The following is a 14,039-nucleotide window of genomic DNA, read 5'->3' on the forward strand; positions in this document are numbered from 1 at the left end:
GCCGTGAATAAAATTATTGCCACTCGTCCCGTCTATAGAAAGGCGCGCCTTTTACAAATTCGCCTGCGACGTCGTGCGTCTTGTAGAGACACTCGTGCAACTGTAGGCTCTTGATGCGCTCTGCGACTTGCTGCAACGCGGCCGGGTCGTTCAAGCCAAGAGGTCCAAGGTCCTTTGCCGATACGTTGGGAACCTTGTGCAAGAACCAGCTGAGTAACATCTCCCGATAGTCCGTTCCACCTGCCTTGAAGTGACTCAGGTACTGGGAGGCGAGGATCACGCCTACTCCGAACTCGCGTCCTTGAAGCAAAACTTTTCGGAGTACGTCGAACTCGTACTGCATTATGTTATCAGCTTCGTCCACCAGTAGCATCGAGTCGACGACTCGCATGGTCCCGTTCGTGCCGAGAAACGGGCGCTTCGGCGTCTTCAACATGCGCTCATAGAAAACATTGAGCATGATGGCAACCAGCATGTTCTTCGTACGATCGTCCTGGCCGAGGTCATTCAAGGCAATGACCACTACGCCCTTGAGGAATTCGGCGGGCCCGACGATTGATGACCGGTCATCTGCGAACAGCTCCATGTCGACTATGTCACCAAGGATGCCTGAAAGAGAATCGGCGCTACCCTTGAGTGCTGCTACGTAATTGCGATGCACGTCGTGGATCGTTGGATAGATTCCGTCGCCGTACGCCGCATACGCGTCCTTGATCGCAGTTTTTAGCCTGTCGCGTTGCACAGGCCCAATGCCCGGATAAATCTTATCCAGGACGTCGGCGAAGAAGCGGTACCGTTCGAGCCACGGGCTGATCGCTTGGGACGATGCCGATAGGTCGAAGAGATTAAGCGGTAAATGCTGCGGCCTAATAACCCGGGCACCCGTTGCATTTACAAAGTCACCGATCGAGTAATCCTTCTTATAGTCAAAGATTAGAACGTTGGGCTCAACTCCCCGATTCCCGCCCGAACCGCTCGCTATCTGATAGACGAGTGACTTCAGTAACTGTGTCTTTCCGGTACCCAGATCGCCAACGACGCCCATGTTCAATTGGTTGAGCGCGGTGTCTCCAAGATTGAGATGTAGAACGCGTGTCTGGAATCCATCGAGAGTCTCGCCAATTCTAAGGTCCAATCCGGTCTGATCGAGTCCGTCGGACGTTTCGGCTAAGGCAGGTGGTGCCTGCGCAGGCTCCGTCTGGCGGGGGGCAACCAGCTGCGATCGCAGCGTATCGTCACTCGCTTGGACCTCACTCGCCTTTGCGTTGTTATCTGGAAACTCGGCTTGCACTTCGAGCGTCGGCGCGCCCCATTCGACCGATCGTCGCGGCTGCGTGACACCGGCTGCTCTATTTTCGAGAATTAGTGTAGGTGCCGATGAGGTGGATTCAGACGGCAAAAGCCCCCAAGTGGATACACTGGCGTGCATCGATAGATAGAGATCCTCGCTGTGACCTCGTGCTATTAGGCTTGCATCTGCCTGAGAAAGCTCAATCGTTTCATTGAAGCCATCTCCGTCCGTGTCTCTCGGACCGCTGGCAGCAGAGCCATCAATGACGATGAGCCTGCCGTGCGCATCGACTTCGATCGCCAGTTCCGACGACAGTATTGCTTCCATTGCCTTCGCGTGAAGCACGGACCACTCGCCTGCGCGTCCACTCTCTGCCAACTGTTGGCTATAGACGCGAAAGCCATATCCCACCATGGAAGCGATCAGGTTCTGATACGCCAGGCGCCAGAGAACCATTTCCTGCTCTTCCGAATAGGTAGCTTGAAGCGCTGCCAACAGAGTGGACAACGACTTTGCCTGTTCCAGCGCGTCCTGGCGTAGCGCATTTGACATGACTCCGTGACCAGTCCGATTCTTGACCTCAATAGGCGTCAATTTGCACCGGACGACAGAATCGCTGATCGAGAGGGCGACCACGATGAGGTCTGGTCGATGCATGGTCGGTTTCTTGATCGCCTTGCCGAGATCGTCCAGATATCGCTGAAACGGATCCACGGGGATCACTAGCGTGATCAGATGCTCCCCGTTCTTTTCCGTCCAAGGACTGAGGAGGCCGCTTTCGGCGCCGGACGTGCGAAAGCTATCCTGGAGCATACGTGTAGCAACGAAAAGACCTAGGTCACCGGTCGCGCCTGAATTGCCCGCAGAGAGCCCTCTGACTGTTGGGATTCCTCGACGCGCCACCTCTTGCACGATCGCCGAAAGATGCTCGCGTGAGAGATCGCCGCAATCCGGCAGGCGCTTGAGAACGGTCCGCATCGTCTCGATGTCGATCTCGTCGATACTGGAGAGAAGATAGTAGCCGTTACTGTCTCCGGTTCTGCCTGAGTACGACGGAAGTTCGTAGTCCCATAGATACGTCCCCTCCAGCCAGTTGCCAAGAAAGCACGCTGGGTCGACGGCCGAGGACGAGACCGCCACAAACTCGGCCTTCTCCAGGGACCTCTTGACGGCAGCAATGCTGGGTGCGAAGACGTAGCCAACGGGACCATCGCCATAGCCTTCCAGCCTCGAAATCGCTTTCGCCGTGTTGTCCGCAATGCCATCACCCGATATCCGTGCTGGTGCGGACACGCGGGATTCGCATAGGAACTGGCCTCCGCCAGTCCTCTGTTGTTCTCGGATCCTCATCCGCACTAGGCCGCCAATCCCTAGAGGGGAGGAGAGCTTTGTCGGCAAGGCAGCAGCGTTTGACGTTTCCAATTGCGCGATGATTGCCAGATCGTGGTGTCCGATCGTATCCGGTGCGGAATACCATTGCACAGCGTTGGACGTGTCTTCCGCCAGATTCGAAATCTCCGCATCGTCGGGACGGACGCCATCACCGCGCTCGTCGAATACATGAATCTCGCTCGCACCAATTCCTAGCGTCTTTGTATTGCCGTTCTCATCCCCGGAAAAATTCTTTCTACCCCAAGAAAGCATTCCATCGTTGCAAGCATTGTTCTGTCCCGCGGCGCTCGATACGAGGACGCCGATCACGGGTTTAGCGACCAGCATCTCACACACATCGTCCATCGCGCGGTGGACTTGCGAGACGCTGAATCCGCTCGAAATTCCACCCACAAGGAGGCCCATCTCACGATCGAGGGGTGCCGAAGCACTCAGTCCTGCAAGGCGGTCCAGTCGGTTGGTATTCCAGAGGATGCCCCAGTAATCAGAATTGCATTCGACTGAAAAATACGCCACATCGCTGGTGCCGCCGGTGGCGTCGCGAAGCGGCAACACGATGGTGTCAGGTACACAGTCAGGATCAAGTATGCTTGCGGCCGGGCAAGGTAGCTTCCTCGACGCAAGATACATTGCCCGTTGCGCCAAGCAGTGCCAGGCGAAACGGATTGGATGAAACGGGGAAACGATGATTGCGTTCGGGACTTGCTCAAGCGTAACTCCGTCGTTCTCCAGCCCCATTACCAATCCGATGTCGCACCAGCAAGCCTCGCTGGGCGACGAAGAAAGCCAATCAAGGTAGGACCGGATATACGCGTCAACTGAAGCCTCGAATTCGCGATCGGTCGCTAGCAATTCACCCAAATTGGTCGACTCGACCAAGTCATTGCCTTCAGCCCCTCGCACCTTGCGCGCGAGCTCGACCCTTGCCATGGTAAACGTTTCTGGCGGGCGCATCTCGGAAGGCTGTGGGCGGGGGTCGTTCAAGAACCTACCGGCTGAAAAGATTGTGTCTTCGGCCGAAGACCACTCGCGACGCCGCCAGTCAGCCGCGTAGTCTGGTGCAAGAACGAATGGGTAGTACGAGCGGGCAGCGCATGATTCTTCGATGAGCCAGCCTTGTAGCTGAGCGCATCGAGCCTGATTATCGGCGTGCACCGTGCGTGGCACACGTCCGTTGTCACGTCGAGCGTTCCGTGCAAGATGGAATTCGAAGTAGCTCTTGCATGCTTCGCCAGCCGCTTCCTCGGCCAATAAATGGATTTGAAACTTCTCGGATGCTTTCGACTCGGGACGTTTTACATCGAACTGGTAGGCGCGCTCACCACCAGCTTCGACTTCCAGCCCGTACTCACATTCAGCGACTTGGCCAATGCGTGTGGGCCCGGTAGCCTCGGGATCAACGCCGTCGTCTTCGCTTATAACGAGCGCGCATTGCGACAATATTTCGACGCCTGGCCTCACGTAAATGTCAAGGTAATGACGACCTACGCCGGACATCTCTAGTGTCGTCTCAATCGGCTTTCCTGGGGCAGCCTTGGGAATTTTTACCTTGTTGGCGGAACGCGAGAAAACGACAAGCCCAGGTTCCCAAGTTGCGAGGGAGATAAGCTTTGTCGTTGCCTTTCCTGCGTCGATGCTCACCGCCTCGACCGTGTACTTAATCGGCGTTCTGTGCATCGGGATCGCTTCGTCATCGAATTCGATGAACCGATCGCCTGAGAGAACCCATTCTCGCCGGTTAGCCGCTCCGCCAGGTGCGTCGCGCGTGACGCGAACTGTTATTTCCTCGTTCTCTTCCGTGGCTCTTATCTCAATGCGCAGTCGTGCGATATCGCGTACGACGGGCACCGCGCTCTTGCCCTGAACCGCAAGAGGATTGATGCATGATAGGGCGATCTCCGCATTTCGCGCCTCCTCTTCTAACAGGTTTTCCCACCGATCGAGCGTCAGGCCGCTCCACCAAGCTGGCGGCGGGCTAATATCGTCGGGCGCGTAAAAGTACGGCATGGACCTCTTTAGCGCCGTGACGATTTCGCACTTTCGCCGGATATGCGCGAGAAATGCGTCCAGAAGATCTTTCTCCGTCGGGTTTGCTGCACGCTCTTTAAGCTGCTCTATCCCGATTCCCAAGTTGGCGCTTTCAAATTTCTCCACCAGAGCGTCAAGAATGGATGCTTTTCTTTCGGCGTCTAGTCGCTGGTCTTCGGATGGCGGAAAGCCCGCAGCCAAACTTACGCGGTCGTTCAGCGTCATTCCGCCGTCACGCAGTTCCCAAAGCCGTCTTATGACTTCCCAGGCCCCGATCCTGCTCACGTCATGCTGGTCTGCAGCGTCTGCGGCCACGACTGCTTTGAGAACTAGGCTGCGCGCTTCATCAAGCTGGGCTGCATCACCATCGCCGATACCACCATCAACCATTTCCTGTACAAAAGAGGAGTTCCACCAGGTTGTTATCGAGGATCCTCCCTCATTCGCGGCGGACGGGACGCCAAATGCCTTCCGAGTAGATTCGTGCGTGTCACTCGCCTGTCCGCCCGGTGAAACGAGCGTTAGAAAAATGCCGCAGTTCGGATCATTTCGAATTGACGCGAGGCCATGGAACGAGCTTAGGCCCGACTGATGTACGCCTGCGTGTAACGAGCCGGGCGGAACTTCGTCCACTTGAAGTACCACTGGATACTTAATCTCGTCTCCATCGGCGGAAAATGCGACGGCTAGTCGACCGTCACCGGCTAATTGCTGGAACACCTCCACGAGAAGCGGGTAGGGGGGTGCACAAAACACCGCACGACATTCCCGGCTCCCGCTTGGTAGCGAGACGATCTCGGCTGCCATTCGGCCATTTACCCATGCAGCCATTGCATTAGCGAGCTTGCTCACGTGATCACCACATTCAGATTGCAAAAGGAGGAACGAGCAGCATGCCGCTTTCCGCATCGGGACTATCGAGGACGAGGCCGAGCATGCGTAGCTGGCGACCAAGATCGCTGTCGTTCAGACCATGAAGGTCAAATTCGATTCCGTACGATGCAAGGTGAGCAGCCAGCCTCTGAACCGATCGCGGTCCATTTACTTCATGTAGGCAGCAGTGAGCCATGGCGAGGACGGAAGCGGGGCCAAGGGCAAGAATCCACGGCGCGCTGCGAGAGCTTCCGCGTTTTTTCAAGAAGTAGCCCTGATCGTATCCGCGGAGCGTCTCATCCATTGTCTGACGTTGTCCGAGGGTGTACTGCGCGAACTCCATCAGATTCGCGCCGACGCCTTTTCTGCAGGTAATCGTACGAACTTCGCGATCGTGCACTTTGTGGTACGCCGCGATCAACCCAGAACCGGATAGTCGCGCGGCGTTCTGCAACACAGATGATAGGAGAGCACGAACCCCCTCTATCGACTCGATCTTCCCGACCTTGATACCCATGTCGGCAAGTGACCAAAGCGTCATGTTTATACCCAGACGGGCCGCCAGATACTTAGAGGAGTAATCTCTTAGCATCGGTATGGCAGGATGCCCGAATGAGAGCATCCGCTTCTTTACCGTGAACACCTGTTCGATCACTTCGTGTTGCGAGACTGCCACGTTAGAGAGGCTGCCTTCGACGACCGCCCGGATGATCTTCCAAATCCTATCGTTCACATCGCAGAGCCAGAGCATGTGGCTTACCGAGCCTATCCGGAGGACAGACTCCAATAAACTAATCCACTGACGCCGCGTCATTGCGGACTTTGCGCTAATAATTCCGTCTAGGTCCGCGACAAACTGCTTCGCAGGATAGTTGAAGCTCGATCGATCAGCGGGGGGGAATGCACCGAGGTGCGGTAGGTTTGTGGCGCTCCAGCTGATGTCGCCGTTGCGCCGACCCTTGAACTCTTCCTCGAGCCAGCAGGCCCAAACGTCATCGTTCTCGCCGACGCTAAGCGCGTCGTGCAGGCGCCGCCATACATCCGTTGCCGCGTCGTCAGATGGCGCGCCCATTTGAATCATTCGTTTGACAAGCTGGCCAGGATTCCACGGGCTTCCCGCAAGTCTGGCAGCTCCGGAGTAGAGCGCGACGTCGGGAACGACTGGCGACAGTGACATGAAGCGCTTCGAAGATTGCTGCGCGACTTTCGGGCTCTGAACTAATCTATCGAGGACGGTACGCCATGTGTCGGGTTGTATTGAACCGTCGTTTGTCGCCTTCTTGCGTGCCTTGTCGGCAGCCTTGCCAAGCTCGTCTCCCTGACTCTTGACCCTGTTCTCGGCGATCCCGGCGAAACCGGAGGCGCGGTATAAGGAAGAGAGAAGTACCTCGCCGGTCGAGAACTCAGGGGCCGGGCGAATGTTGAAAACGGAATCCTCGAACGCCTCATGCGACTTTTTCCACGGGCTTGCCAAAAAATCGTCAATAAGCATCAAGCTTTCTCCACCTGCACCAGGAACCTGCCGAAGTTTCTGACGATTACATCGTCCCTAATGCCCAGGCGGATCTCGCTCTCGTCGAGTGCCTGCTCGTCTCGCACCACCGAGCCGGCCAGCTTTGCCCTAGTTGTATCAAGCAGGGCGACCACGGAGCGGGGGAGCGAGGCGGGTACCATCCCCCTCCGGAGCGACTTCGTCGCTTTGAAGAGTTCGTAGGTCAAGGCGACCGACTGGTTCGCGCCGCCGGAGCCGACGCTCAGGAATCTAACTGGTGACCGGGGCCTCTTTCCTTCGGACGGCGCGGGCATTGCGCGAACCTTCTGAATGTCTGTTATCAGCATCACGCGCCGCTCGGGTGGCGGAAGCGGCTCACCGAAAGTCGTGTTCAGACTTACAAGAAAACGCCGGTTCTTGTTAAGGAGCCCTTCCACTTGTTTTGCTGCGACTTGCAGGGCCGCGATGCCGCCTTTGAGGATTTGATTGAACTCATCCAGTGCATCCGAGTCTTTGGTGACGCCCGACCGTACTCCTATTGAACGGCGAGCGATTCTGCAAGCTATGAGCCTGATAAAGGCTTGTACACGTTCCGCCACGGCTGGCTTCCGGCGGCGAACTGACTCATCCGACAGGAGTTCATCTGCTTCTTCAAGAGCTTTCAGCAGATCAAGCTCGATTATCGATAAGCACTGATACTTAATGAGGTAGGTCCTTGCCTCCTTGACGGAGAGGCTGAAGCGCCTATCCAGCTCTTCAAACTTGATGGTGGTGCTAGCGCTGACCGCTACATCGAGCGTTGGGCTCGCGAACGCAGGATCGAGATAGCCGCTCATGCCCGCCAACTGAGACCGCAGGGTATTCGTTGACTCTTTACGCTTGTCTAGGGCGAGAAATTGTTGAAGGCCCGCAAGCGTCGGTTGTGAATCAAGCTTCAGTTCTTTCAGGTCAGCCTTCAGTGCGGATGACTTCTCGACTGGCCACGCGTTGAACATCGCATGTTGATATTGAGCCGTGACGAGCCTGAACATTCCCCTGGTGCGCTTGATGGCAGCCTTAGCGGGGTCGCGGTCCTTCGGGTTCAGTTGAGCCGAAGCCCAGTTGCAAGGCTGATAGCCCGTCGACGAGTTTGTCTCAGTGGTGCCCGCGAGAAGGAAGGCCGCTAGCGAAAATAAGTCACGGAAGTTCCAACGCTTACCGCTAGCCAATTCGAACCAACGTAACGTCTGAATGTACGACGACCGCTGGGTTTCCAGCGATAGCAATTTGCGATTAGTGCAGAAAGGACAGCGTTCACCCGCGGCGCACGACCCAAAGCTTGGCCAGTCACTCTCGGTGGTTGCGGCCGAAAGTATCTGGCGTGCAGCGGAGGGAGAGCCGTCGACTTCGTCCACCAAAGATTCCATATCCATGGGCCAAATTGCAAACTGCGGAAACGAATCAAGAGGCCAGCAGTCGAGGCTTCTGGCATTTAGCGAGGTCGACTGCACTACTTGCTTGATCAATCGGGCAACTTCGTCATCCCCGCGCTCTGTTGCAAGGATGAGTGCATCGTCGAGTACGCCACGGTTAACGCATGCCATGTAAACGTGGCCTTCTGGTCCTTGTAGTAGCCGCTCGATATCCCGGCAAAGGTGATCTGCCGGGGTGGCGACGTCATCAAGGTCGCCCTCTGACCCGTCTTGAACAATTGCAATCTCGGAAATGCGGCTGAGCTCGGGAAAGGTCGTAACTCTGCTACGGACGAGCCGTCCCGGCGGCCCAGCTTCCCCCGAGTACCGAGCGGCAAACTCCGCCTCGAGCGAACCGCCGAGCTGCATCGAGTTATCGAGCTCTCGTATCGTGTACTCGATTGCTTCTGTCTTGCCATTACCCGGCCCGCCAATCAAAAAGATGGCTCTGGGCGTATCCTGCGCACCATCAGCAATTTCTCGCGTCCAGCCGAGCAGCCTCTCTAGCAGGCGCGTGTTGATCACGCTTCCTGATGGACGTCCGCTGCCCTTATAGAAGAGCTTCTTTACTCCGCCCGACTTGTCTCCTGACCAGTCGAGCAATCCCTCAGGATACTTATTCATCGCTCCCCCCCTCGCCCGCGGAATATGTGTAAGTCCGTTACTTTCGAAGAAATTTTTTGGTGCCGTGATCGATTTCGACTTTGCTGTCGAGAGAAAAAGTATTCATGAGGTGTGATGAGTGCGATGCATGCGTGAGGCGCAGAAGATTGGGATCGCCTTCTCTTCAGTTCAGCCGCAAGTGAGGGCTCCGTCGGTCGCTGCACCACCGGATTCGACGACCGGCGTCCGCTCCACGGCCCTCACGGCGCTGCCCCGAACATCGATCGTCCGTCTGGTCGCGCGCCACAGATCGCGGCAGTCTGATACCCAGATCGGCAGAGATCCTTTTGGCGACACTTCTTGCAATTTGTTCGCGCTGCTCCACACCACCAGACACTCCCTTCTGTTGAGAAGTATCGCAACATTTAAAGGCGTAGCAATAGTCTGGCGACGTTCTTCGGCCGACATTCTCAAATAATGATCTAGATCAGACCTCTAGTCGTACTCACGGAAGCCTTAGCACGTCCCCGTTTGATGTGGCGAGACGTGAGTTGAGCACGCCGGAACGTCACATCTTTGCTTGAGCTGAAGCGCGTGGGTTTCCGCCGCCGCGTCGACATTTCGACGCTCCAGTATTGCTGCGCAGGTGAAAATTCCTTTGTTTTCGCCGGCTCGACCTCCCACCAGGAGGGACACAGAAAAGCCCCTAGCTGCGACGCCTTAAATGCCTAAAAAAGTTCTACGTAAATTTGGCATGAATTCCAAAAACGGAAGCCTCTGACGACTTGATGCCGCATCTGAAGGACCGTCGTGTTTCGGCGACGGGGTTTACCGACGCTGTGGTGCGCTGAGCTTTATGTCACCGACGCCTTCGAGTAACGAGGAGGTTGTCGCCCGCTAGAGGCGGGGCGGTAGCCGCGATGAATTACTGCACTCGGTTGCGTTGCCCGTTTTGAAACTTGGCCGGCGATCTCGCGCGCGCGGGCGCGGTGCGTTGCCATGCTAGCGACGTCCCCCCAGATTTGAGTAGTGCGCCGGTTTCGAGTTCAATTGCCCAGGAGAAGGAGATTGGACGTGAAGAAGCGCTTTTCCGAAGAACAGATCATTGGGTTCCCGCGTGAGGTCTAGGCCGGCATGCCGGTAAAGGATCTCTGCCGCAAGCACGGCTTCAGCGAGGCCTCGTATTACCTGTGGCGGAGCAAGTTCGGCGGCGTGAGCGTGCCCGAGGCCAAGCGCCTGAAGGACCTGGAGGCCGAGAACGGCCGCCTGAAGAAGTTGCTGGCCGAACAGCTGCTGGAAAACGAGGTGATCAAGGACGCCTTGCGAAAAAAATGGTGAGCGCACCGGACCGGCGCAAGCTGGTTATCTAGTTAGTCGAAAGCTGAGCGAGCGCCGCTCCCTGGCCATCGTCGATATGAGCGCAAGAACAGTCAATCAAACCGTTGCGCCGACCGGTTGAGATCACCCACTCATAGTAAAGTGCGGCGAGTCGTCCCCTATACATTGGAGAGGACCAAGCTTCTTGGTCGTCGGATACCAAATGGATGCTGTGGAGCCGCGTTGCGCGTAATAGACAAACGCCTTTGTATACTGTGAAGACTGCCCGCCGAAAACGTTCTTGAAGCGAATTCGCATCAATACCGGCACCTGCAGGAGGTTTGCGAATTCTGCTTTACCCGTTCCACGGCTTTCAGGATGGAAGAAGAGCGAGTAGCTTTCGCGTTCCAGCATATCAGTGCGCGCTTTTTGCTCGTCAGGATCCGTACCAATGCCAATCGAGGCATCATAGGCACAGTAGTCTCGGGGAACTTGCGGCAGAATCATCGAAGCAAGATCTTCTATCGAGACAATGGGTAGCGTAATAGTAGATTTAGCATCGATCGAGAAGCTGTTAGCGTCCAGTTGCCGAAATATGCGGCTTCTGTGGATAGCGTATGGCTTCATATTGGTGAAGGCCTCCGCCGATTCTTGTCGAAGAACATCTATCTTGGTCGATAGCGCAGGGAGGTCGGAATCGTTCGTGAATTCAAGAGATAGGAACGGCGCCGAGTTATCCTCCACCCAAGTTGTGAATAGCGCGCCAGTGATCTTTACCCTTGTTGGGTGTGTGGCGATAAGGTAACTGTCCTGTACCGACGATCCACCATATGAGCAGCTAATCACAATGCTTGAATTAGCGTTCTGAGTACCTACACTGGGACTACAGCTGCCAGCTGTGGTCTGGCCTTGCATGGCATGAACATCAGCGATGAAGAGCGACAAAACTGCCGCGAAGATTACGCGCGATATTTTAGTTGCCATGATCATTGATAACCATGGAGCCATTAAGTGTCTCGACGTTAGGGCTGTTCTTTCCATAACTCGTCTGCATCGACTGTGGAGGCTTTGGAATCATTCTCTCCACCAGAAGATCGAAGACATGCAACTTGCATCCATCAGCTTGTTTGGTTGCAGCCAAAACCTCATTTGCTAACACGCCCTCATGCGATTCCGCTTGATAAGCCCCGGTAGTGTTGACGCCAAGTTTCACCAATCTCTTGAGTAGCTTATCCAATTCGGCCTGTACAGTGGCCGAGGCATTGACCCTCCAACTCGTACCACCCGTAGCGGCTCTCGTGCATAGCTGGTCGGCTGTCCAGGTGATGTCCTGTAGGCTTTTTGCTCGAGCATTCTCCGGGACGGTCTGGCCTGCGGAAATGAACGGGATGAAGTAGAGGGTCATGCAGATCGCATAGGTGAAGCGTGGCATATACGTCTTCCTTCTGTAAAATAATGCCTATACCTCCAGGCGTTAACTTGATCGGCATGGCATGTTATTCCTTAATAGCCTTATGCGACTCGGTGCCGAATTTGCCTGATAGGACTGCGATCGAAAAGCACTATATTGTTTCTTGTGGCGTCCTACAGGTAAGGAGCATAGGTCTCCCAGTCCGCTACACGTCCAAACGGACATCAAAAACTGGCTGCGCTAATTTAGGAGCGACCGAATAAGTAACGGGCGACCGGCGTCTACGTGGAAGACAGTTACTGCAACCCTTTGTTCAAGGTTAGATCCCTAACGAAACCGGCCTTCGAAGTGCGAGCCCGGAATTTATTGAGACGCGCGATCGATTTCAAAGCGTCCCAAGGAACGCCTTCAGGTCCCCACGCTCCTGTGCAGTCAATCCAATCGGATAACCGGTATCAAGGCCCCGATAGTAGACCTCTCTGTCCACGGCATCGTCCAGCGTTCTAACGCTTCCATCGTGCATATATGGTGCCGTGAGTCGCACTTCACGAAGCGATGGCGTGGCGAACGTTTCGAGGTCCGCCACTTTATGGCTCACCATGAAGTGCCCAAGTTGGGCCTCGTTCGTGTGGGTCGCAACGCGATCACCTAATGAGGTTCCAGAAAGGTTCCGTTCTAACACGCCCTGCGTGAGAGAGGGCAGGGCGTTGGCGATATCGTCCATGCTCACGCCCGATCGATGAAACAGATCGTCGGTCAGTCGTGCGTCTGAAAGCTTGTGGCAGGCGCCACACTGGCCCTTGCCAGCGAAGAGTTGCATGCCGAGTTTCTCTCGCTCATCAATGGCGGTGTCATCTCCGCGCGTGAATCGCTCAAATCGGGTGGGCGCCAACGGCAATCCGCGCAGGTAAGACGCTAAAGCGGCGGAAATCTTTCGGTCCACTTGCTCCGCTGGCTCGTTAGATGCGATCCAGCCCGAGTAGTCATTGAGGGATGTGACTTTCGACGCCACGGCGGTGCGATCATGCAAACCCATTTCGACTGGATTACTGAAAGGATCCATCACTGCGTCCTCGAGCTTGTCGCGCCGTCCGTCCCAGAAAAAGGTCGTCCGCCCAGATGCGAGGGTCGCCGTGAGCGACGGCGTATTGCGTGTGCCAGCAAGGCCGTGGTGTCCGATGGCGACCGGGTTTGCGTCACTAAATGCTGAGCCTGGGATATGGCACGTGCTACAGCTGGTCTTACCGTCAGCACTCAATCTTGGGTCGAGAAAGATCTTATGCCCAAGCGCAACTGTCCTATCAGGCATCGCGCTTGACGTGCCCGTGCCCCATACAAGCGCGAGCCCACCCGCCCCGGCAAGGGCAAGGGCGAGTGCAATGCAGGTGGCAAACGGACCGGGCCTCACGGGATGTCTACCGAAGCGCGATAGTTACATCGACACGACGCGGGCTCGGGCGCCTGTGGGTGCAAGTGCCTTGGATAAGCTGTCCTTCTGCGCGGAGTCGCTTACGACAAGCACGGTGACGCCTTTGAGCGAATCTGGCTTCACGTCCTTGCCGAGACCTTCTACGAAGGCGCGGATAACTGTCGCATCTGGGCCGCCGATGATCAGCAGCGCACCCGGAATAAGCACCGAGCCTGCGCCATTGACGATGGATTCGGTTTCGTTCTTGCGGCGGTCCTCGCCCATCTGGCTATCACTGGCAGGGATTACGTAGATAAACGGCTTCATGCCGATGTCATCGGCGTGCACCTTGCCCTGATCGGCGAGATAAAGGCCCCAGCTGTTATCGTCGGCGCTGGCGGCTGGCCGTGCCACGGTCGCTTTCTTGGCTGCTGCCCCTGAAGCGGGTACGCCGGCTTTCTCAGCCTGGTCCTTGGAGCCACTGCAGGCGGCAAGAGCGAGCGTGGCGACGATGGCGCACGCGCTGGCAGTCCATTTGTTCATTGATGTCATTCCGGACATGTTCCGGTCCCCCCTCGGACCGTTGAGCCGCCGGATACGCGTCCCGGCGTGGGCATATCAATAGCAGATCGCGAGAAATCACGCACCTCAATAAGTGCTTCTCAAAATATTTTGTGACGCGAATCTCATTTCGCGATATGTTTCGACCGTACATTACGCGGTGCAAAGGGGGCCAGGCTTCAGGGGCCGATACGACGGGTACAAGGATAGGC

The 14,039-nt window shown here is 56.2% G+C and carries 7 protein-coding genes and 1 pseudogene; 1 reads left to right on the forward strand and 7 read right to left on the reverse strand.

Features of this window, described 5'->3' with window-relative positions; all coding sequences use genetic code 11:
- Nucleotides 1-13: 13 nt before the first annotated feature.
- The 3 genes from FA89_RS07370 to FA89_RS07380 are packed head-to-tail and all read right to left on the reverse strand — an operon-like array spanning nt 14 to nt 9,151.
- Nucleotides 14-5,563 carry a hypothetical protein gene (locus tag FA89_RS07370; protein WP_036139659.1) on the reverse strand — a complete coding sequence of 1,850 codons (5,550 nt, stop codon included), beginning with the start codon at nt 5,561-5,563 and terminating at the stop codon, nt 14-16.
- A gap of 13 nt (nt 5,564-5,576) precedes the next feature.
- Nucleotides 5,577-7,076 (reverse strand): hypothetical protein, encoded by a 1,500-nt coding sequence (locus FA89_RS07375; RefSeq protein WP_036139662.1) that lies wholly within the window; start codon nt 7,074-7,076, stop codon nt 5,577-5,579.
- Nucleotides 7,076-9,151 carry a hypothetical protein gene (locus FA89_RS07380; RefSeq protein WP_036139664.1) on the reverse strand — a complete coding sequence of 692 codons (2,076 nt, stop codon included), beginning with the start codon at nt 9,149-9,151 and terminating at the stop codon, nt 7,076-7,078. Before FA89_RS07380 ends, FA89_RS07375 begins: the two co-directional genes overlap by 1 nt.
- A 1,113-nt stretch (nt 9,152-10,264) precedes the next feature.
- Here FA89_RS07380 and FA89_RS20120 point away from each other — a divergent pair.
- A pseudogene (locus tag FA89_RS20120) lies at nt 10,265-10,494 on the forward strand (transposase); the annotation flags it as partial.
- A 97-nt stretch (nt 10,495-10,591) separates the two neighbouring features.
- Here FA89_RS20120 and FA89_RS20125 read toward each other — a convergent pair.
- From FA89_RS20125 to FA89_RS07400, 4 genes are all read right to left on the reverse strand, one after another.
- Nucleotides 10,592-11,431 (reverse strand): hypothetical protein, encoded by an 840-nt coding sequence (locus tag FA89_RS20125; RefSeq protein ID WP_185754270.1) that lies wholly within the window; start codon nt 11,429-11,431, stop codon nt 10,592-10,594.
- Nucleotides 11,421-11,879, reverse strand: coding sequence for a hypothetical protein (locus tag FA89_RS07390; protein WP_036139667.1), 459 nt, complete (start codon nt 11,877-11,879; stop codon nt 11,421-11,423). Before FA89_RS07390 ends, FA89_RS20125 begins: the two co-directional genes overlap by 11 nt.
- A gap of 364 nt (nt 11,880-12,243) precedes the next feature.
- Nucleotides 12,244-13,167, reverse strand: coding sequence for a cytochrome-c peroxidase (locus FA89_RS07395; RefSeq protein ID WP_081916384.1), 924 nt, complete (start codon nt 13,165-13,167; stop codon nt 12,244-12,246).
- A gap of 123 nt (nt 13,168-13,290) precedes the next feature.
- The gene (locus FA89_RS07400; RefSeq protein ID WP_185754272.1) at nt 13,291-13,827 is read right to left on the reverse strand and encodes a hypothetical protein; all 537 of its coding nucleotides are present in this window, start codon (nt 13,825-13,827) and stop codon (nt 13,291-13,293) included.
- Between the last annotated feature and the right edge of the window lie 212 nt (nt 13,828-14,039).

It is taken from the genome of Luteibacter sp. 9135 (genome assembly GCF_000745005.1).
Classification (GTDB): Bacteria; Pseudomonadota; Gammaproteobacteria; order Xanthomonadales; family Rhodanobacteraceae; genus Luteibacter.

What these genes read in the sequence shown, in the direction of transcription:
- FA89_RS07380 (WP_036139664.1), bottom strand. Translation starts at nt 9,151, where the DNA reads ATGAATAAGTATCCTGAGGGATTGCTCGACTGGTCAGGAGACAAGTCG.
- FA89_RS07375 (WP_036139662.1), bottom strand. Translation starts at nt 7,076, where the DNA reads ATGCTTATTGACGATTTTTTGGCAAGCCCGTGGAAAAAGTCGCATGAG.
- FA89_RS20125 (WP_185754270.1), bottom strand. Translation starts at nt 11,431, where the DNA reads ATGGCAACTAAAATATCGCGCGTAATCTTCGCGGCAGTTTTGTCGCTC.
- FA89_RS07390 (WP_036139667.1), bottom strand. Translation starts at nt 11,879, where the DNA reads ATGCCACGCTTCACCTATGCGATCTGCATGACCCTCTACTTCATCCCG.
- FA89_RS07395 (WP_081916384.1), bottom strand. Translation starts at nt 13,167, where the DNA reads ATGCCTGATAGGACAGTTGCGCTTGGGCATAAGATCTTTCTCGACCCA.
- FA89_RS07400 (WP_185754272.1), bottom strand. Translation starts at nt 13,827, where the DNA reads ATGTCCGGAATGACATCAATGAACAAATGGACTGCCAGCGCGTGCGCC.